At 43.4% G+C, this 20,874-nt stretch carries 15 protein-coding genes; 10 read left to right on the top strand and 5 right to left on the bottom strand.

Going from position 1 to position 20,874, the window contains the following annotated elements; translation table 11 throughout:
- Positions 1-918 (top strand): class Ia ribonucleoside-diphosphate reductase subunit beta (nrdB, locus tag B2863_RS12175; RefSeq protein WP_296211036.1); only part of this gene is annotated, 918 nt, incomplete at its 5' end.
- A 155-nt stretch (positions 919-1,073) separates the two neighbouring features.
- On the top strand, positions 1,074-1,343 hold the full coding sequence (yfaE, locus tag B2863_RS12170) for a class I ribonucleotide reductase maintenance protein YfaE (RefSeq protein ID WP_101205363.1): 270 nt from the start codon (positions 1,074-1,076) through the stop codon (positions 1,341-1,343).
- Between the two features lie 168 nt (positions 1,344-1,511).
- On the opposite strand, the gene B2863_RS12165 is transcribed toward yfaE, so the two are convergent.
- A complete protein-coding gene (locus tag B2863_RS12165) occupies positions 1,512-2,837 on the bottom strand; it encodes a S1C family serine protease (RefSeq protein ID WP_201566687.1) in 1,326 nt (441 codons plus the stop codon).
- Positions 2,838-3,217: 380 nt separating this feature from the next.
- Between B2863_RS12165 and B2863_RS12160 the strand changes: the two genes are divergently transcribed.
- Both B2863_RS12160 and B2863_RS12155 read left to right on the top strand, forming a co-directional pair.
- Positions 3,218-4,042, top strand: coding sequence for a Nif3-like dinuclear metal center hexameric protein (locus tag B2863_RS12160; RefSeq protein WP_296211032.1), 825 nt, complete (start codon positions 3,218-3,220; stop codon positions 4,040-4,042).
- A 1,081-nt stretch (positions 4,043-5,123) separates the two neighbouring features.
- Positions 5,124-6,332 carry a transglycosylase SLT domain-containing protein gene (locus B2863_RS12155; RefSeq protein WP_102077942.1) on the top strand — a complete coding sequence of 403 codons (1,209 nt, stop codon included), beginning with the start codon at positions 5,124-5,126 and terminating at the stop codon, positions 6,330-6,332.
- 164 nt (positions 6,333-6,496) lie between these two features.
- Here the strand turns inward: B2863_RS12155 and B2863_RS12150 are convergent, their stop codons facing one another.
- The 3 genes from B2863_RS12150 to B2863_RS12140 form a co-directional block, all read right to left on the bottom strand.
- The gene (locus tag B2863_RS12150; RefSeq protein ID WP_296211029.1) at positions 6,497-9,487 is read right to left on the bottom strand and encodes a LysM peptidoglycan-binding domain-containing protein; all 2,991 of its coding nucleotides are present in this window, start codon (positions 9,485-9,487) and stop codon (positions 6,497-6,499) included.
- A 245-nt stretch (positions 9,488-9,732) separates the two neighbouring features.
- A complete protein-coding gene (locus tag B2863_RS12145; protein ID WP_101205368.1) occupies positions 9,733-10,227 on the bottom strand; it encodes a hypothetical protein in 495 nt (164 codons plus the stop codon).
- A 382-nt stretch (positions 10,228-10,609) separates the two neighbouring features.
- Positions 10,610-11,911, bottom strand: coding sequence for a CNNM domain-containing protein (locus B2863_RS12140; protein WP_296211057.1), 1,302 nt, complete (start codon positions 11,909-11,911; stop codon positions 10,610-10,612).
- A 547-nt stretch (positions 11,912-12,458) separates the two neighbouring features.
- Here B2863_RS12140 and yajC point away from each other — a divergent pair.
- The 6 genes from yajC to B2863_RS12110 all read left to right on the top strand — a co-directional run bounded on the left by yajC (position 12,459) and on the right by B2863_RS12110 (position 19,157).
- The gene (gene yajC, locus B2863_RS12135) at positions 12,459-12,788 is read left to right on the top strand and encodes a preprotein translocase subunit YajC (protein WP_057759529.1); all 330 of its coding nucleotides are present in this window, start codon (positions 12,459-12,461) and stop codon (positions 12,786-12,788) included.
- A 378-nt stretch (positions 12,789-13,166) separates the two neighbouring features.
- On the top strand, positions 13,167-15,044 hold the full coding sequence (gene secD, locus B2863_RS12130; RefSeq protein ID WP_296211026.1) for a protein translocase subunit SecD: 1,878 nt from the start codon (positions 13,167-13,169) through the stop codon (positions 15,042-15,044).
- Between the two features lie 9 nt (positions 15,045-15,053).
- Complete coding sequence (secF, locus tag B2863_RS12125; RefSeq protein ID WP_296211023.1) at positions 15,054-16,316, top strand: protein translocase subunit SecF; 1,263 nt, start codon at positions 15,054-15,056, stop codon at positions 16,314-16,316.
- Between the two features lie 231 nt (positions 16,317-16,547).
- A complete protein-coding gene (locus tag B2863_RS12120; protein ID WP_296211020.1) occupies positions 16,548-17,951 on the top strand; it encodes an MATE family efflux transporter in 1,404 nt (467 codons plus the stop codon).
- Between the two features lie 125 nt (positions 17,952-18,076).
- On the top strand, positions 18,077-18,808 hold the full coding sequence (locus tag B2863_RS12115; protein WP_296211017.1) for an AzlC family ABC transporter permease: 732 nt from the start codon (positions 18,077-18,079) through the stop codon (positions 18,806-18,808).
- Positions 18,798-19,157, top strand: a complete 360-nt coding sequence (locus B2863_RS12110) for an AzlD domain-containing protein (protein WP_296211016.1) — start codon at positions 18,798-18,800, stop codon at positions 19,155-19,157. The genes B2863_RS12115 and B2863_RS12110 overlap by 11 nt, the downstream gene beginning before the upstream one ends.
- Before the next feature lie 119 nt (positions 19,158-19,276).
- On the opposite strand, the gene purF is transcribed toward B2863_RS12110, so the two are convergent.
- The gene (gene purF, locus B2863_RS12105; protein ID WP_102094783.1) at positions 19,277-20,812 is read right to left on the bottom strand and encodes an amidophosphoribosyltransferase; all 1,536 of its coding nucleotides are present in this window, start codon (positions 20,810-20,812) and stop codon (positions 19,277-19,279) included.
- Positions 20,813-20,874 lie beyond the last annotated feature (62 nt).

The following is a 20,874-nucleotide window of genomic DNA, read 5'->3' as shown; positions in this document are numbered from 1 at the left end:
ATATTTTTGAGCAACCTCAAGTATCAGACCCTACTCGACTCTATTCAAGGTCGTAGTCCAAACGTGGTGCTACTGCCGCTAGTGTCTATCCCTGAGCTTGAGACGTGGATTGAGACATGGTCGTTCTCTGAGACCATTCACTCACGCAGCTATACGCATATCATTCGTAATATCGTCAATGATCCAAATATTATCTTTGATGACATTATGCAAAACGAGCACATCTTGGGCCGTGCCTCTGATATCGCCCAGTATTATGATGAGCTGTATCGCAACTCACAGCTATATAGCCTGTATGGTCCAGGTACGCACAACATCAATGGCGAGCAAGTGACCGTTGATTTACGATCGCTGAAAAAGCAAATGTACTTGTGCATTATGGCGGTCAACGTTCTAGAAGCGATTCGTTTCTATGTGTCGTTTGCTTGCTCGTTTGCCTTTGCTGAGCGTAAATTGATGGAAGGCAATGCCAAAATCATCAAGCTAATCGCTCGTGATGAAGCGCTGCATCTGACGGGTACGCAGCATATGCTAAACCTCATGCGCAATGGTCGTGACGACCCTGAAATGGTCGAGATTGCCGCAGAGTGTTATGAAGAAAGCATCGAAATCTTCCGTAAGGCTGCCGAGCAAGAAAAAGAATGGGCAGGCTACCTGTTCAAAGATGGCTCGATGATTGGTTTAAACAAAGATATCCTTTGCCAATATATCGAATACATCACCAACTTACGTATGGAAACTGTCGGCTTGCCAGCGGCGTTCCCGAACTCAAAATCAAACCCAATCCCGTGGATTAACACGTGGCTATCGTCTGACAATGTGCAAGTAGCACCGCAAGAGACTGAGATTAGCTCGTACTTGGTTGGTCAGATTGACTCTGACTTATCGGATAGTGATTTTGATGATTTTGAATTATAAGAGCTGAGTTGTAAGAGCTTTGAGCTAGAAAGACTTTATATGATAAAGGCTTAAGCGGTAGAAATTTGAAGTTATAAAATTTCTATCGCGGTAATCGTCTTATGGGTTAATAGTAGGGATAGCAATAGCACAGACATATCCCAATAGGATTCACGATGACTTGGGTAATGACCAGTAAAAAGCAGTTCTATCTGCATGATGACGAGAGTCTGCTAGATGGACTGCTACGCACCGGACACGAGGTAAACTATCAATGCCGCGAAGGCTACTGTGGTAGTTGCCGAGTCAAACGTATTGCCAGCTCGCATACGGTCGATTATCCGTTTGACCCACTGGCAATGATTGAAGAAGATGAAATCCTGCCCTGCTGTTGCCGTGTGCAAGGTGTTATTTATATCAATCATGACCCAATTGAGAAGTTATAGCAGGGTTATATATAGATAAAGCTAGCGTTCTAGCTTCAAAAAATCAGCTCCAACAAAAAGCGCGCTCCTTTAGATAAGAAGCGCGCTTTCTTATGTTATCAGCCAAATAAAAATGCTGACTCATAATGTATATATGAGTCAGCACATAGTGGTAACAGTAACTACGACTTACTGCGATGCAGCATCTTGTTCAAACAGTTTCATCAGCTCTTCGCGCATACGATCACGCTCTGCCTTTGACATCATTGGCGTTTCTTCATCACCTTGAATGTTTGGCTGCTCCATTCCACCCATGCTCTCATTTTGCAGTACGACAGGACGCTCAAGCGGCTCTTGTGCTGGACGCTCTTCTAACGTGATTTTTACTTGGGCGTTTTTACCTTGACGCAATATTTGCGCATCCAGTTCAGTATTTGGTGGCTTACGAGCAACATACTGAATCAAGGTATTGGCATCTGTCATCTCGACATCGTCGATGGTTAGGACGATATCACCGACACGTAGGCCACTTTTTGCCGCCGGACTGTTATCAATGACGTTTAGTACTTCTACGCCTGTTGATGTCTCTAACTGTGTTGGGTCACGTAGCTGTGACTGAATCTCGATACCTAACCAGCCACGACTGACGCGCCCATCTTTGATCAAGGCATTCATCACTTGCTCAACCAATGCCGTCGGAATCGCAAAGCCAATACCCATCGAGCCACCAGAGCGCGAGAATATGACGGTGTTAATACCAACTAGCTCGCCATGAGCATCGACCAGTGCGCCGCCTGAGTTACCCGGATTAATCGCCGCATCCGTCTGGATAAAGTCTTCAAACTTATTGACGCCCAATCCAGTACGACCAGTCGCTGAGATAATCCCCTGCGTCACTGTCTGACCCACACCGAATGGATTACCGATCGCTAGTGCTAAATCACCCACACGAATCGGATCTTCGCGGAAGCCAAGTGGTGTCAGCCCTGTCATATCGACCTTGATCACAGCTAGGTCACTATCAGGATCTGTACCAATGATTCTGGCACGACTTTTACGACCATCATTGAATGCGACTGTGATCTCATCTGCTTTTTCGATCACATGGGCATTAGTCACGATATAGCCATCTTCTGATACGATCACACCAGAGCCTAAATTGGTATTGCCCTGCTCTTGTGATGGGCCACCATGATATTCAAAAAACCGGCGCAGTACGGGATCATCCATATAAGGATGCTCGGTCATCGTTTGCGTCGTATAGATGTTGACTACAGACTGCGACGCACGTGCCACCGCATTATGATAAGAAGAGATAGGCGCTGGCGTGTCTGACACTGGTTCTGCTGCTTGCTGCTCGGCAGGCGGGGTTCTCGGCGGCTCCCATGTAGCCTCCGACGTCGACTTCATACTCGTGAACAACCAGATAAACGCTGCTAACACTAGCAGCAATAAGACCCAAGGTAACCATTTTAATAAAGACGCCTTGTTATTGGTGTTCCGAGATGACGACATATAAAACCTCTATAAATTTATTGCAAACAAACGGTGAAAAACGATGTGAGATAATAGCGACCGCTTAGCTAATCTTGACTCATCAATTGAATGGTCAAATGCTATACAGCTAGGCAGACTCACGTGTATAAATTATAACCGCAATACCAGTAAATAGTAACGTATCGTGTACCATTTCAGTTATCCAGATTGTCTGCTTGCTTACAACGGCATGTTAAAATAACTTTTGCGATGCTCGACACTTCAGCATTTCGAGAATTGAACATAAAGCTAGAAGTCCAAAACCAAACACTCTCAAACATGACAGATAATACATAATTTTTGCTTAGTGAATCCATAGCACCTTACGACATACACTTTATTGATGACAGGAAAACATAATGACTGCAAATCATACGACAGCTGAATCCAATACTCAAAGCATCAGCGTTCAGGAATTGACACAGTTCTGTGACGACTACTTATCTACCAGCGCGTTTAAAGACTATGCGCCTAATGGTCTGCAGGTCGACGGTGGACGCCCGATTCAACGTATCGTTACTGGTGTCACGGCTTGTGAAGCCTTGATAGATGCTGCGATTGCTAACAATGCCGATGCGATTATGGTGCATCATGGATACTTCTGGAAAGGCGAACCTGCTACGCTCACTGGGATGAAGGGTCGACGCGTGCGCAAGCTGATGCAACACGGTATCTCTATGCTTGGCTATCATCTACCGCTTGATGCACACCCAATCTCTGGCAACAACGCAAAACTTGCTGATATGCTTGGCCTGACGATTATTGGTGCGCTTTATCCCTCCGAGTCACATCCTGTGGGCAATATCGCTACTTGCACACCGCAAACTGCTGACGATCTCATTGCCACCATTACTCAAGCTTTAGGTCGCGCGCCATTACATATCTCAGCTGAGTATCATACAGACGCTTCTGCTCAGACAAATGGTAGGCTGATCGAACGTGTAGGTATATGTACAGGCGGTGCGCAGGATATGATTGAGCAAGCAGCTACTATGGGCTGTGATGCGTTTATCTCTGGTGAGATATCTGAGCGTACCACGCATAGCGCGCGTGAGCTTGGGATTGACTATTTTGCTTGTGGTCATCATGCAACGGAGCGTGGCGGTATTCAGGCGTTAGGAGAGATAGTCGCTCAAAAATTTGGTCTGCCAGTTACTTTTATCGATATCGAAAATCCAGCATAAGGTAGCCACTTAAATTATCAGTTTAAACGGTGGTCATTTATAGAGAAAAGCTTGTAGAGAAAATGATAGTTCAAAAGCCAAACTAGACTTGCTAATGCTATAGTCAAACTATAAGCACAAAGTCTAGTTTTACTACTATTTGAACTTTGTTATTCTATTTTTGATTATTATGTACCAAATATCTGGGAAATTAACCGTTTATATCTTAATTGTTAAGTTTTATCGCTTTTTTCTTAACTCCACTTGAATAATGCAATTAGTAACCGCATATTACTACCCGTAAGAAAGAACGTTTTGTCATGAAACTTCCCATTATTACAGCTTCCGGTTATGGCACTAAAATAATGCTGGTAGTTGTTTAAGACTTTATCATGCTATATCAGCGATAAGATTTTAAGCCGCTACCCATTGAAATACTATGTTTGCACTATATATGTTAGCAGCATGGTATTTTTTTATTTTTGGTGTCGCGATGACGGTATGACATAGTCAGTTTGATAGACCGCTATAAACTATCAATCTTGGTTATTTTGCTTACCCTCATTGCTGGACAAACAACTTTAGTAGCCAGCTATTCTATTACTAGTAACTTAATATTAGTGATTCAAAGTATAGCCAGCCATCAAAGTTAGCATAGTTAAAACAGATGAATGTATTTGCCTCATTGGCAAAACCTTACATCAATGTTTCAAGCTATGTCTTTGTCTCAATAACTTAATCATGACCTTACCTATGTTTGACATATAGTTGTTTGGCCACTAGCCATATTTAGTTATCGATGAAGGAATCATCTGATTTATATCCTTCGCGTTGTTGTGCGTTCAGTATTTTACACCAGTACTTATAAACACTGCTTTAGAACGCTTTTATGACATATCGATAGCTGGCTGACGACAAACTATCCCACTAACTCTTAGAGAGAGTACGCTAGTGGCGCTATAGTCAAACAAGATAGAGCGGCATTTATCCTATTAAAAATGCCACTCTATTTAAGATACGATATCGATATATGTCAATATTATGCACATATATTTATACGTGTTTTTGCGGTAAGAAGGATGGCTAAAATCAGGAGACATCCATGCAGCGTATTACTTATCGTGTAAAAGTATCTGCGCAAGGGGCCAAACGCCGTATTTCATATTTACTGCGTCCATCTAAACGCCTACTGAACACCAAAAGTAACATCGTTTCATCCGTTACCCCTATTGCGTCTAATCGTTTTGCCAGAACCAAAAAGCTGGCACAAATCTCTAGTATCGCTTTACTCTCGTTGCCCGCTGAGAGTTTGACGACCATGAACACATCGGTACCAGCCTATGACAATGTCATGCTGGAAAACACCTTGACCATTGCTGCGGTACCAGGCGATAGCACTTACTTTGCTACCGATGGCTTCCAACATGGTTTTGGGTTTGATCTGGTGCGCACTTATGCCGACGAGCTCGGTGTCGATATCAATCTAAAAGCCTATGCCAGTGAAGAAGCAGCACTAAAAGCATTAAGAACCGGCAACGCTGACATGGCATTGACTACGGCTAGCACTAAGCTAAAAAGCCAGCTGAATCTATCGTCTATCAATGTCAGCTGTGGTTATGACTCTAGTCTGACTAAGAACGGACTACACCCTAAGGTAAGTTGGACGTTTAGCTCATCCAATGATCCACTATCAAGAAAGGCCAGTTACTTTTTGTGCGATAGCATCAAGCTACAAAACACACAAAAACTTGCCGCGTTCTACAATCAAAACTTGCTTAAAGATGCCTATAGTCAGGATCATTTCCAGAGAACGTTGACGGAAAAATTACCGGACTATCAGTCTTCGTTTGAAGAGCAAGCACGCAATTACAATCACGACTGGGAACTACTGGTCGCGATGGGTTATCAAGAGTCACATCTTGATGCCAATGCTGTGTCGCCGACTGGCGTACGCGGATTAATGATGCTGACCAATAATACTGCTAAAGCGATGGGCGTCTCAGACCGTGTCGATCCTTATCAAAGCATTGGTGGCGGTGCACGCTATCTAGAGCAAGTGAAAGCAGACTTCTCTGATGTGCCAAAAACTGACCGTATCTGGTTTGCCCTTGCAGGTTATAACATGGGTCCCAATGCGGTAAAAAGAATCCAACGCGAACTGCGAGCTCAAGGTATCGATGATAAGAGCTGGGCGAACGTCTATGCTTATTTAGCAGATAATAGAGCGTCGAATAGCCGTTATGGTCAAGCTATGCACTATGTCAGCAATATCAGAAGCTATCTTGAGACTATTAAAACTCAGACGGTCTAATTCGTAGCTATTACTAGACGGTTCGCAAGCTAACTTCTAACAGTAAGTCATTTTTATTAAATAAAAAAAGCTGCTCTTATAAAGAGCAGCTTTTTTGTGCGATACGATTAATGATTAATATTAATGACGCCTTATATAAAAGGCATCCATTAATATCTTACTCATTAGCGATTAGGTACAGTCAAACGCTGACCACGCTGCAACATAGTATCAGCGGCGATATTGTTCATATCAGCCAGCTCTTGTGTTGAGACACCATATTTGCGTGCTAGACCAATCAAACTATCGCCCGAGCCAACCGTGTAGCTTACTGTCGCTTTTGGTACTTTAAGCGTTTGGCCGCGTTGTAGCTGAGCATTGGTCGCTAGATCATTGGTCGCCGCCAAATCCTCTACTGAGATGCCAAACTGACGTGCTAGAGCAATTAGGCCATCGCCAGATTTTACTTTATAGCTTTCAGTGTTACCTAATTTCGTACCACTGCTTGCTGAGCTACTACTGTTACTACTAGCAGAGCTGCTGCTTTGACTGCTACTAGATGCGCTTGCCACACTGCCGCTAGCAGGGATGGTAATAGTACGGCCCAGTATCAGATTCGAGTTGGTATTTAAGTTATTTGCTGATGCCAAATCACTTAAGCCAATATTGTAACGTTTAGCGACACCCGTTAAGGTATCACCTGATTTTACTTTGTAGCTGACCGCTTTGTCATTTAACTGACGATCGACCAACTCTTTAGTAGCAGGAACTTTAATCGTTTGACCACGTTGCAAGCGAGCTTTTGCATCAAAATTGCTGTTTACTGCAGCAAGTTCCGTTGCACTCACTCCGATGCTATTCGCAATACCAATCAGCGTATCACCTGATTTTACTTTGTAATTGGTAGTCGCTACCGAGCTTGAGCTGTTACTACTGCTAGCACTTGTCGTACTTGCAGCATCGAAATCAACACTAGCTGGCACTTTAAGCGTCTGACCAACATACAGCGAACTTGTACTATTGATACCATTGAGACTGGCTAAAGTATCTGTCGACACATTGAATTGACGTGCCAATGCAATTAAGCCGTCCCCTGCTTTTACTTTATAGTTCTTGGTCGCAGTGCTTGATTTACTTGGCTTAGTAGAAGGCGCTGCAGGCGTCGTTGCAGGGGCAGTCACTTTACCCGGTATGAGCCATAATTTTTGACCTCTGAGCAGATCAGCACGGCTGCTCAAGTTGTTATAGCTGGCTAGCTGAGTGACCGATAAGCCAAAACGATTGGCCGTACCGATAAGCGTATCACCACCTTGTACAACATAACTGTCAGGCTGACTAGCGGCGGCGTTATTAGCAGTACTCAATGGCTCGATAGTCTTGGCATCATATAGATATAACGTACTGCCAGAGAGTAGATTGGCACTGGCATCTATCTGGTTCCATTCTGCAATATCACGCCAGCTGACCCCTGCTCGACTCGCAATGTTCGAAAGCGTATCGCCACGTTTTACCGTATAAGTGGTACGAGTGCCTTGTGGTTTTGGTTTACTTACCGAAGTTTTGGCAAAGCTAAGTTTCTTCTCTGCACCGCTCGCTTCTAAGATAGACTGCTGTGTTTGTACGGCTGATAGATTAATGTTGCCATCAGCATTGATAACATTGGTCTCAGAGGTATTTCTCCGGATTTGATTGGCGATGAAATCACGCTCTTCTTTGCTAAGAGGTGGCTCTTGGACAATCGTATTGTTCTGAGTAATCTGAGCTGAGGTAGTCGGTAGACTGTTACTGCTCTTAAGCTCAGCATTGATCTTGTTGGTCTCTGCTGTGGTCAATGGTGGCTCAGTGCGAGCTGAGAAATTGCCACTGTATACCGAGCTGCTAGTTGGTGTCGCAGACGGTGAGATATAGCTCGTGGTCTGCTGAGGTACACTTGCGCTAGCGGCATAATCAGCCAATGCACTACCAGTAGACGGTAGTGATGAGGCGGTATATGGTTTGTTATTATAGCTTGGCGTAGTCGCTGTCGTGCTCGAGCTACCTGCGTTGTTTGAGGCAAGCACATTACCTGTACCGTTACCTCTGAGCCCACTTAGTTTGGCATCAGCATTGAGACTGACGTCGTTAGGAATGATGACACGCTGCGGACCTGAAGAGTCAACGCGGCCTGATGTCAATGCAGTATTTAGACGCTCTAGCTCATCGTAGCTAACGCCAGTCAACTGCGATACTTCTGCCAAGCTCACACCATAGTTAACTGGTACACTACGGAAATGCTGGCGGTTAGCGATAGCTGGTAGATACACACCATACTGCTCAGGCTTAGCGACGATTTCGGCTACAGCTAAGAAGCGCGGCACATAGTTCATCGTTTCAGTCGGCAGTTGAAGTGACCAATAGTCTGTTGGCAGTCCGCGCGCTGCATTGGCATCGATTGCTTTTTGTACACGGCCAGGGCCAGCGTTATAAGCAGCCAATGCTAGCTCCCAACTACCAAACTGGTTGTGCAATGCTGTTAAAAAGTCATAGGCAGCACGTGTTGATTCGATAACATCGCGGCGACCATCATAAGTGCTGCTTTGGTTCAAGCCATAGATACGGCCTGTACTTGGGATAAACTGCCATAAGCCCGCAGCTGCTGCACTACTCGTACCACTTGGATCGTAAGAGCTCTCGATAACTGGTAACAAGGCAAGCTCTGTTGGAATATTGCGACGCTCTGCCTCTCGTACCGTATGATAGATATAACGACTGGCACGTGCAGTTAGGCGATTTAGATAATCCTGTCTACTGGTAAACCAGCTTTTTTGACCTTCAATGCGCTGATTATAGATTGGCTTACCACCATTCATGCGGTAGCCTGCGCGTAGACGATTCCACAAATCACCATATTGCTGAATAGCAAGTTGGTTACCTTCTACCATGGTCATGTCAGTGGCTTCTAACAAGTCAGCCAACTCATCCAAGCTCTCTGCATCCAAAAACGCAGTCGAGTAGTCTGCACTACCTGTATTAGCCCCTTGATTAGTAGGACTTTTGGTGATGACAGATGAGCTATTGGCCGCACCTTTGTTTTTTACCGCTGATGTATTGCTACACGCACTAATCAGTAAAGTGGATACCGCAAGCGTCAATGGCAACGCAATAAATGAGCGAGAGTGTGATAGCACAGTAGACATGATATTGGAGGTTTCCTAACGACAGAAATTAATAAGATAAAGTTGATGGATAGTATAGTATGCAATGTAAAGCAAAGACTAGCCTAATATAAAAGATAATCATAGACGCTCAAGTAGCCTATAAAACTAAGTAATGACTACTATTATCCAGCTAAGACTTTTTATAGGTCAAAATCGCAGCTAGCTCAATCTGCTATTGTTTATGTTACCTATTATATTTTAAGTCTTGCTTGGTCAATGGCGACTTAATTAATAGCTACCTGTGATACTGCGCGCAAGAGCACTGCATTGCCAGTGGATAAGGTCAAGGTCACACGAGATGTGGTAACAAATGATACTTGCTGACCATTTTTTACCCAGCTTTCATTGGTCGTCACATTGGCTTTGGCTTGTGAACCAGTAATTACCACATTGTCTACCGAAATATCATAGCGATAATTAGACGTATCATTCCAACTGTTTTGAAGCAGCTTTAAGTACGCGTCTTTGTCTAAACTGGTAGATTTACCTTTTCTAGATAAAGAAATAAGCGCGTCATCTGACACAAGGCGTGATACCTGATTGATACTTTGGCTATTCGCTGATGCTTTCATTGCGGCGGCATAGTTCTGTACCAAATCTTCGGTCATAGTTGCCGCTTGTGCATTGATACTGATGGTGCTGGCTACTGCTACGATTGCAGTAATGCTGGCGCTTTTCACCAATAGAGCTAATAGCCTATTTCCCAATAATTTTTTCATGATAATCCTTAGCGATATTTTTTTCGTTAGTGTCATATAGTGACGATTAACGCTCTTTTATCATTTATTTCGGCAGTGTATCTGTATAGATATATCTATATAAGTATACTCATATCATATGCCGAGCCTATCATCGAATTCTCACAGCCATGTGACACCCTGTGTAATTATTGCGAATAAAAACCCAAGCTATCAGATCAAATGTTCTTAACATTTTATGCTGTAAATCCTAGCCCAAACAGTTAGATGCTTTGTAGGTCTAGTTTGATAGTCAGCCCATAATGAGCTGACCATTTTTAAACCATCAATCTTTAGAACCGTCAACACTTATGGTTAAGCTATCAACGTTAGAGTTTGGCTTCATGAAGGCATAGTTAAGGCTTCATTGAGGCTTAGGTTCGCTGCTACTGTCTTCATATTGCTCATCATCGCTGAGCTTCATACCCAAACGCTCTACCCGTCTGTCCATCATCTGACGAGCCAAGGCTTGCATGTCTTCGACGCGGTCTATCTCATCAACAATCTCAAGACCTAACAATGTCTCAAACACATCTTCTAACGTGACAAGCCCTTTAACTTCACCATATTCACCGACTGTAATCGCAATATGAATACGGTTTTTTAGCATCAATTCTAACAAGTCAAACAGCTTCATTTTAGAGAAGACAAAAGTGATGTCGCGCTGAAATTGCGTCAACGGCTTATGCATAGCATGATTAACTTTAGCCAACAGCATGTCCGTTTTTAGGACAAACCCTGTAATGTTATCTAGGTCACCATCATAGATTGGCAGGCGAGAAAATGTCAGCTTTGGACGATCAACCAATAGCTCAGCGACGGTTTTATTCTCTTCAAATGCAAGCATCACCGAGCGTGGTGTCATGATATCTTCGACTTTAATCGCGCCAAACGCGAGCAAGTTACGAATGATACGCGACTCTAGTGGGTCGATTTGACCTGACTCTTCACCGATACTAGCAAGAGCAGCAAACTCACGGCGACTAAATGTTTGCGGCTCTTTACCGCGTACCAATAGTTTCGTCAGACGCTCTGAGAACCAGATTAACGGGTATAGCAGCATGATGATGCCACGAACGAAATAAGCAACCAAACCACTTAGCTGACGCCAGTAAACTGTACCCAGTGTTTTTGGAATAATCTCAGATAAGAATAAGATAGCAAGCGTCATGAGGGCCGAAAACAGACCAAACCACGCACTACCAAATACGATCGTGGCCTGTGCACCCGCACCGATAGAGCCAAGTGTATGAGCAACCGTATTTAACGTCAAAATAGCGGCTAGCGACTGATCAATATTGTCCACTTTAAGGCTTTTAAGCATTTCTGCTTTTTTAGGACTGGTCTCTTGTACATCCGCAATAAACGATGGCGTCATGCTCAGCAAAACAGACTCTGCTAATGAACAGACAAAGGAGACACCAATAGCGAGTAAGACAAAAAATATCAATAAAGAAACGCTAAGCGCGGTTGGTGCTGCCGCCTCGCTAGATGTTGATACAGCACCAGCTGCCCACACTGCATGCGGTAGCATAAGAATTGCTAATGCAGATAGTGCCGAAAAAGAAGTATAACCAAATCGAGAATTAGTAGTCATTCTCGGGGGAGGTTCTGCAGATGCGTCTTTACGATGAGCGCGCGGACGACATAAACGAGGTACAAACATAAAAGTGGTGAACAAGTTAGGTAACCTAAAAAGAGTAAAAGGAAGATAATGTCATGAGCAATTTATATTGATTTTCAGATTATCTTTAACAAAGTAATAAAAGATATCTGTCTATTGTATAAATAGTTACTCAAAGCTGATTTAATCGCTATTTCAAAGCCATACTATGCTTTAAAAATCCGTAATATGGTTCAATATATAGCATACTAAATACAGGCAATCATTGCCATTTGATAGTAGCATTGATGATACCATTTCACAATAAGTCACCATTTTTAAGTTTTTGTTTTTTGATGACTTTTATTGCCCTACTATTAACGGTTGTATGACGACATCTTTACTAGCCAATTCATGACAGCTATTTAGCCTGACGCTTTATATAGATTATCTAAATATAGTAAAAACATTGTTGTCCTATCCGTTGGCTGATAGTATGCCTTGCGCTAAGAAAAACACGCTCAGCCTATGATTAACAGTTACCAAGTCTGGGATTTTTTGTTACTATGCGTCTAATTTTATTATTGTCTATGACTTACTGAGAGATATTATGAGCTTATTTATTCAAGCTGCCCATGCTGCACCAGAGACTGCAGGTGCTGCAGGTCTATTTGGTCAGATTTTACTGCCTGTTGCGTTTTTTGCGATTTTTTACTTCTTGGTCATTCGCCCGCAGTCTAAGCGTACCAAAGAACACCGTGCCATGGTTAACGCATTGACCGTGGGTAGTGAAATCATTTTCGCTGGTGGTCTAATGGGTCGTATTAAAGCAATCGAAGGCGATTATGCCGTTGTGAGCCTAAACAACAATACTGATGTAAAAGTACAACGTGCTTCTGTTATTTCAGTATTGCCTGCTGGCACGATCGAAAGCGTCTAATTAGAATGTTCACTGGTTTTTATTAGTGAATACTCAATAGTCGTCACATTAATGAATGTAATGACTAAAAAATGACCGTATATGATTTACGGTCATTTTTCGCTATTAGCGCAGTAAGGTAAAATTGCTATATAAATTAGGCTTATTGTTTAGATGTCCTATCTTTATCCAAGTCAGCCATATGATTTTTGGTGACCGGATAAATAGACATCTGTATTATTTGCTTTACTGTTTTATGCGTTACTATCATCGCGGATGATCGCAATGGTGTATGATGACGGCTGCTGAACATAGCACTCGACCGTTGCTATCGCTAACTTCCCATCTGCTAACTTGTGGCCTACGTCGCCAGTCGTTTATCAACTTAAAGAAGTGATTATGCAATATCCCGCTTGGAAATACTTACTAATTGCCGTCGTGCTACTCGTTGCCGGTCTATATGCTGCCCCCAACCTTTACCCTGACGAACCTGCTGTGCAGATTACGAGCGCAGCCGCAGGAACTCAGCTATCTGAAGGCATCTTGACCGAGTCTCAAAGCTTACTTGAAGAGGCAGGTCTAGATAACCACGATGGTACGTTCGAGGGCAACAGCGCGCTGGTACGCCTCAACAACCCAGTCGATCAGCTAAAAGCGCAAGAAGTGCTACGTCAAAACTTGGGCGAAGACTATGTCGTTGCCCTTAACCTAGCACAGACTACCCCGCAGTGGCTACGTGATATCGGTGCAAGACCGATGAAGCTTGGTCTCGATTTGCGTGGTGGTGTACGCTTTGTACTCGAAGTCGATATGGACAAGGCGCTTGAACAGCGTTTGACCAGTGCCAGTCGTGATATGCGACGTGAGCTACGTGCTGAGCGAGTAGCAATCAAAGGTATCAAAACCGAAGATCGCGGCGTGGTATTGCATTTTGCTGATACTGATACCCGTAACCGTGCCCAGAATGTATTGCAAGGCTCAATGAGCAATACGTTTAACTTGCAGTCTTCTATTGATGATCAAGGTCCTGCATTGGTCCTATCGTATAACGATGCGACACTTGACGAAATCAATAGCTACGCGGTCAATCAGAACTTGACGACTCTACGTAATCGTATTGCTGAGCTGGGTGTTACCGAAGCTTTGGTACAGTCGCAAGGTGCTAGCCGTATCGTCGTTGAGCTACCTGGTGTACAAGATACTGCTGAAGCAAAACGTGTACTTGGTCGTACTGCAAACCTTGAGTTCCGTATGGTGGCAGAAGACGCCGATACCTATACTGGTGGCATACCTCCAGCGGGTACAGAAGCATTCCCATTCGAGACACTGGATGGTCCGCCTGTATTGTTAGATCGTCAAGCGATCGTCACTGGGGACAAAGTAACTAACGCACAAACTGGCTTGGATGAAAGTGGTCTACCTGAAGTAAGTATTACCTTGGATAGTGCTGGCGGCAAGCTCATGCAGAACGCCACACGTACAGCGGTTGGTCAACAGATGGCTGTATTGTTCATTGAAAACAAACAAAGAATCACTTACGAAGAAGATTCAGCGACCGGTGAGACAACTGAAGTACGCACACCTTACGCTGAAACCAAAGTCATTAACCGCGCCAACATTCAAGCAGTACTGGGTTCATCATTCCGTATTACTGGTCTAGATAGTAGTGCTGAAGCAGCTGAGCTTGCACTATTGCTACGTTCAGGCGCACTTGCTGCACCGATGTACTTCGTAGAAGAGCGCACTATTGGTCCATCACTCGGTCAAGAAAACATTGATAAAGGATTGTTCTCTACGCAAGTCGGCTATCTATTAGTCTTCGCGTTTATGATTATCTTCTATCGTCTGTTTGGGGTGATTGCCAATGTTGCGCTAGCCGTTAACGTTATTATTATCATTGCGATTATGTCAATTTTGGGTTCATCACTTACCCTTCCTGGTATCGCAGGTATCGTTTTGACCATCGGTATGGCAGTTGATGCCAACGTACTGATTTTTGAGCGAATAAGAGAAGAGATTGCCAATGGTGTCCGGCCAAAATCAGCCATCGTGGCAGGTTTCGATCGCGCATTTAGTAGTATTTTTGATGCCAACATTACAACCTTATTGGTCGCGTTTATCCTATTTGCGATTGGTACTGGTCCGATTAAAGGCTTTGCGATTACGCTAGCTATTGGTATTGTCAGCTCGCTATTCACCGCAATTTTGGTGACACGTGCACTGGTACAAATTGCTTATGGTAAGCGTAAATCCATCAAAAGTCTGAGCATCGGTTAGGAGAATATTATGGCGATCGATAATAACAACCCTTTAGAACAGCAGAATAATCCTGATCGAAATGGCTCAAACGGTGACACGACCAATGCAAGTACGCGTCGCCGTAACAAACCGCGTCGTGATGGCAAAGGTAGTAACACTAAAACCAATAACCCTACTACCGCAAAGTCAGGCAAAAGCTCTAGTCGTCGCGGTGGTAAAGGTCAAAATGCCAAAAACAGTCAAGTACTGTCTACCGCTGTTGATTCTGACGTAATATCAGGTGACGCCGCTGATGATGCCGCAGCTGTCGCTGAAGGTGGCATCAAAGCAGTGGGTAACCAGCGTATCATTCCATTTATGAAGATAGAAAAGCCAATGGCACTACTATCTTTATTTATGGTAATCGGTAGTATCATTGCTATCGCGGTAAATGGTCTGAACTTAGGATTAGACTTTACTGGTGGTGTCTCTGCTGATGTACGCTATGAGCAGCCTGTTGAGCAAGTTGCTGTTGTACAAGCACTAGCAGACAATGGCTTCGATGATGCGGTTGTACAGTATCTAGGTACTCGTGAAGAGCTATTGGTACGTCTACCCCCTCAGTCTGATAACGTCGATGGGCTAAGCGCAAATCTGACGCAAGCATTGGCACTACCTAGCAACACCGCTACGATTAGCAACGTCAATATCATTGGTAGCCAAGTTGGTAATGAGGTTTATCTAAACTCAGTCATGGCATTGGTATTGGCACTGGTATGTATGCTTGGCTATGTTGCCCTACGCTTTCAGTTCAAATTGTCTCTAGGTGCAGTACTGTCACTATTCCATGATGCTGTCGTAACCATCGGTGTATTTGCACTATTTGGCTTTCCGTTTGATTTGACAGTATTGGCTGCGGTATTGGCATTGATTGGTTATTCATTGAACGATACCATCGTTGTGTATGACCGTATTCGTGAAAACTTCCGCCGTGTTCGCGGAATTACGCCAGAACAGACGATTGATTTATCATTGACCGAAACGCTACGCCGTACGATTATGACCATTTCAACTGTTTTGTTGGTCGTACTAGCCATGCTCTTCTTGGGCGGTGATGGACTATACTGGTTCTCAGTAGCTCTGTTTATTGGTTTGCTTGCGGGTACTTACTCATCGACATATATCGCCAGCTCGATTCCGCTGCGCATGGGTCTGTCGCGTGATGACTTTATCGTAAAAGTAAAACCAGAGTTTGAAGAAGAAATCGTTACTTTCAACGATCCAAAAATGTTTGAGCAAGACAACGTCTAGTAAGGTATATTAGATGGATTAATACGCTGAAATAGCGTGTCATTAGTCTTTATAGACCTACTGATTGTACAGCTACAACGTTTAAATAAGAGCACCTGACTCATGAACAATGAGTCTAGGTGCTTTTGTCTTTATAGCTATTTTGTCTCTTATATTAAATGTACTACTTTACGAATTTATTATCATTTAACGAACACACCTCTTTATCGTTCACGTATAAACGAGTCACCCATGTCAGCTAATTCCGCAACTTCTCACGTGATGCCACCTATTGACACAAGCTATAAGCGTATTGTCGCGATTGCATTGCCTGTGCTACTGGCTAATTTGGCTATGCCATTGCAGAGCGTTATTGATACGGCCATTGTAGGCAATATGAATGACACGGCGAAACTTGCTGGCATGGGTTTGGCCATACAACTGCTGTCGCTATTGCTTGTTAGCTTTAATTTTTTGCAGTATGCATCATCTGGACTTGCTGCGCAGGCATTGGGACAGTTAGCCAATAATAGCAATACATCAACCGTATCAGCGCCTACGCCTTTGCTGTCCATCTTACAGCGTGCTTTATTATTGGCGTTTGTTATTGGAGCAATATTGCTACTGGCAAAGCCATGGCTGATTGATTTTGGCTTACAAGTACTATCAGCCAATCCTGAGAGTGGACGCGCGGCAAAAACCTACTTAGACGTACGTTTTTGGGGCGTGATCGCGGAGCTGATGAACTTTGCATTCATTGGTTGGTTTGCAGGACAAGGTAAGACCCGTTATATGCTGTATCAACAGGGCTTTATTGCTGTACTTAATATCGTACTGACTCTGTTTTTTGTATTTGCAATGCAGATGGGATTGGCTGGTGTCGCACTGGGAACGACTATTGCATTTTGGTTTGGAATACTGATGGCCCTGTGGTTGAGCCGCCAACATTTAAAAATATCGTGGTCTGTATTATTTAAAGCGGATCGACAGTATTTTACGAAAGAAAAAATGCTTAGGCTATTTTCTTTAAATAAAGATATCTTTGTACGTACTCTTATTTTAACGCTAAGCTTTGCTTGGATTACTCGACTTTCTGCTCAAAGCGGTGATGTCATACTGGCTGCTAACGCTATTTTATTGCAAGTATTAAGTATATCTGCCTTCGCTTTAGATGGCGTCGCTATCTCTGCTGAAACGCTAAGTGGACAAGCTGCAGGAAGGCGCGATTGGCCACGTTTTCGTATTATCATAAAGCGTACAGGCATAGTTAGTTATGGTCTTGCTGTTATGTTGAGCACCATTTGGTGGCTTGCAATGCCTACGTATTTGGGATTGATGACCAATATTGATTCGGTATTTGCCCTCGCCTATGACTACCATTTATATGCCGTATTATTGCCTCTTGTCGGTGTTGGTGCCTATTGGCTGGATGGAATATTTTTCGGTTTGACGGCTGGTAGCGTGATCCGCAATGCAGCGCTGATACTGGCTGCTATTTTCTTCCCATTGAGCTGGGTGCTCTATCAGCAATGGGATATGACTGGTATTTGGCTTAGCGTGTGGTGTCTATTACTATTAAGACTAGTCATTCTAGGTGGGTTTTTGTACCGTGCCAATCAGACTGGCAGTTATGAAAAACTACAACCTGAAGCTTAGTTAATTTTATATTATATTTTTTCTATCAATTTTTATTTTTTAATTTTGCAGCAATACCGTTTGAATCAATAATTTTTATATCAATAGATTTATAAAAATATCATAAGAAAAATTTAGGATATCGTGTGAATACTCATTCAAATGAACTAAGTCATCAACCTGAAAGTCACTATCAATGGACTGAGGGCTTCAAAAAAAGCTTGCCAGTTGCTATGGGCTATCTGCCTGCCGGTATTGCCTTTGGTGTACTCGCACAGGTAGCAGGTATCCCGATATGGGCAACGATTATGCTCAGTATCGTTCTCTATGCTGGTGCAGCTCAGTATGCTTGTCTGCCAATGCTGAGCGCAGGCCTGCCGATTGGCAATATCGCCACCAATATTGCCGCGATTAATCTACGTCATGTATTCTATGGTATGCCATTATTACAATATCTACCAAAAAACAAGCTGGCTAAAACGTATTGTCTGTTTGCTTTGACCGACGAGACTTTTTCGATCATGACCAGCTTGCCAAATGAGTCACGACGAGCGCTGATACTTCCTATCAGCCTATTTAACCAAAGCTGGTGGGTACTCGCGAGTACGGTTGGCGTAATGATTGGTAGTACGCTCAGTGACTTGGTACCAAATTTAGATTTTGCTTTGGTTTGTCTGTTTGCAATTCTCGCTTATGAGCAATTTCAAAGTATCAAACGCTATTTCCCGATTGGTATTGCCGTGCTTAGCTTAATTATTGCTTCGCTGTTTACCAGTGACTGGTTGCTACTAGTAGCCATCACTATCTGTATGTTTATGATTTTGGTACGTGGGTTTTGGATAGAGCGTCAAAAGACGGGAGACTCTTATGACCAGTAGTTATCTTATTTTTGCTACGCTTGCCATGGCAGCAGTGACCTTTATCACTCGTGCATTGCCAGCACTGATACCTAGAAAGCTACTCGATACACCTTGGCTACATCGATTAAATGAGAGCTTACCGTTGTCCGTGATGGTGCTGCTAATTTTGACTAGCCTTTCCTATCAAGACCTATCGACGACTGTTACTTTATATGACACCGAGTTGCATCTATTAATGGCACAAGTCGGTGCACTTATTTTGGTATTGTTTATTTATCATATCAGCCGTCAGCTTTTGGTCAGTATGGTTGTCGGTATCGCAGCAATCAATGGTCTGTTTTGGTTATTTAACAGTTTTTTAGGCTAAAACTGTTTCGGCCATTTATATAAACGTCAGTACCCTTAGCGATACTTTAAACATAAAAAAGCTAGATTCTATTTAGAATCTAGCTTTTTGTTATCTGAAAACAATGGCTTTAGTTTAGCTTAAAGCTCTTCTACGCCCATCATATCAACTGGGGTATCAGCCACTATTTGTACGCCTTTTTTACCGGTTTTAGCCGTATCATTACGCTGCTCTTGCAGATGATCAAGATACGCTTCATTGATCTGGCCAGTGATGTAGCAGCCGTTAAATACCGCACAATCAAAGCCTTCAACTCGGCTATGCTTGGTATCTTTTACTGCGTCGATCAAATCATCCAAATCTTGGAAGATCAAACGATCTGCGCCGATAATATCACGTACTTCTTCAACGCTATTACCCGAAGCAATAAGCTCGCTACGTACTGGCATATCAATGCCGTATACGTTTGGAAATTTCACTGGTGGCGCAGCACTGGCAAAAAACACCTTGTTAGCACCAGCATCTCGTGCCATTTGAATGATTTCATGACAGGTCGTACCACGAACGATAGAATCATCAACCAATAGGACGTTCTTGCCTTTGAACTCTAGCGGTACAGCGCTGAGTTTCTGGCGAACTGATTTTTTGCGCTGCTGCTGACCTGGCATAATAAATGTACGACCGATGTAGCGGTTTTTCATAAACCCTTCACGGTACTTGACGTTCATTTTTAGCGCCAGCTCCATCGCTGAAGTACGCGACGTGTCTGGAATTGGAATGACCACATCGATATCATGATCGTCACCCCATTCAGCAAGGATTTTATCTGCCAGTTTCTCACCCATACGTAGGCGAGATTTATAAACTGAGATATTGTCCATAATCGAATCTGGACGAGCAAAGTACACATATTCAAAGATACAAGGCGTGTATTCTTTTTGCTCGACGCACTGATGCGTATGCAGTTTATGGTTCAAATCAATAAAAATTGCTTCGCCTGGTTTTACATCACGAACGATAGTAAAGCCAGAACCTGTCAATGCAACTGATTCAGAGGCAACCATATACTCAGTGCCGCCATTCGGTGCCATACGCTTACCAAAGATAAGTGGACGGATACCGTTTGGATCGCGGAATGCAAGTAAACCATGACCCGTGATCAAAGCGACAACGCCATAAGCGCCTTCACAGCGTTTATAGACAGCTTTTACTGCTTCAAAGATATCATCAGCCGTTGGATGGGTTTTGCCTAGATTCTGCATCTCATGTGCCAGTACGTTTAACAGCACTTCAGAATCTGAGTCAGTATTAAGATGGCGACGATCTTCGATATACAAAGATTTGGCCAAACTCTCAGCATTGGTCAAGTTACCATTATGCGCAAGGGTAATACCATAAGGCGAGTTGACATAAAATGGCTGCGCTTCAGCGCTGCTAGAAGTACCCGCTGTCGGGTAACGAACGTGACCGATACCGAACTTACCAACCAGTTTCATCATATGACGATTCATAAATACGTCACGTACCATGCCATTTTCTTTACGTAGATAGAGTCGCCCATCTTGCAAAGTGACAATACCTGCTGCATCTTGCCCGCGATGCTGTAGCATCGTCAAACCGTCATAAAGAATCTGATTGACTGGTTCGTGAGCTGCAACTCCAATGACTCCACACATAATAGCTATATCCTATTTTGACTCATACATTAGTACGACAATAACGGCAAACTTAGCGACAG

This window comes from Psychrobacter sp. UBA3480, from assembly GCF_002377945.1.
Taxonomy (GTDB): domain Bacteria; phylum Pseudomonadota; class Gammaproteobacteria; order Pseudomonadales; family Moraxellaceae; genus Psychrobacter.
The sequence above is the reverse complement of the archived record's forward strand: the minus strand, read 5'-3'. Positions and strand labels throughout refer to the sequence as shown.

Bases quoted from the DNA above. Each gene is read 5' to 3' on its own strand.
- yfaE (WP_101205363.1), top strand. From the start codon at position 1,074: ATGACTTGGGTAATGACCAGTAAAAAGCAGTTCTATCTGCATGATGAC.
- B2863_RS12165 (WP_201566687.1), bottom strand. From the start codon at position 2,837: ATGTCGTCATCTCGGAACACCAATAACAAGGCGTCTTTATTAAAATGG.
- B2863_RS12160 (WP_296211032.1), top strand. From the start codon at position 3,218: ATGACTGCAAATCATACGACAGCTGAATCCAATACTCAAAGCATCAGC.
- B2863_RS12155 (WP_102077942.1), top strand. From the start codon at position 5,124: ATGCAGCGTATTACTTATCGTGTAAAAGTATCTGCGCAAGGGGCCAAA.
- B2863_RS12150 (WP_296211029.1), bottom strand. From the start codon at position 9,487: ATGTCTACTGTGCTATCACACTCTCGCTCATTTATTGCGTTGCCATTG.
- B2863_RS12145 (WP_101205368.1), bottom strand. From the start codon at position 10,227: ATGAAAAAATTATTGGGAAATAGGCTATTAGCTCTATTGGTGAAAAGC.
- B2863_RS12140 (WP_296211057.1), bottom strand. From the start codon at position 11,911: ATGTTTGTACCTCGTTTATGTCGTCCGCGCGCTCATCGTAAAGACGCA.
- yajC (WP_057759529.1), top strand. From the start codon at position 12,459: ATGAGCTTATTTATTCAAGCTGCCCATGCTGCACCAGAGACTGCAGGT.
- secD (WP_296211026.1), top strand. From the start codon at position 13,167: ATGCAATATCCCGCTTGGAAATACTTACTAATTGCCGTCGTGCTACTC.
- secF (WP_296211023.1), top strand. From the start codon at position 15,054: ATGGCGATCGATAATAACAACCCTTTAGAACAGCAGAATAATCCTGAT.
- B2863_RS12120 (WP_296211020.1), top strand. From the start codon at position 16,548: ATGTCAGCTAATTCCGCAACTTCTCACGTGATGCCACCTATTGACACA.
- B2863_RS12110 (WP_296211016.1), top strand. From the start codon at position 18,798: ATGACCAGTAGTTATCTTATTTTTGCTACGCTTGCCATGGCAGCAGTG.
- purF (WP_102094783.1), bottom strand. From the start codon at position 20,812: ATGTGTGGAGTCATTGGAGTTGCAGCTCACGAACCAGTCAATCAGATT.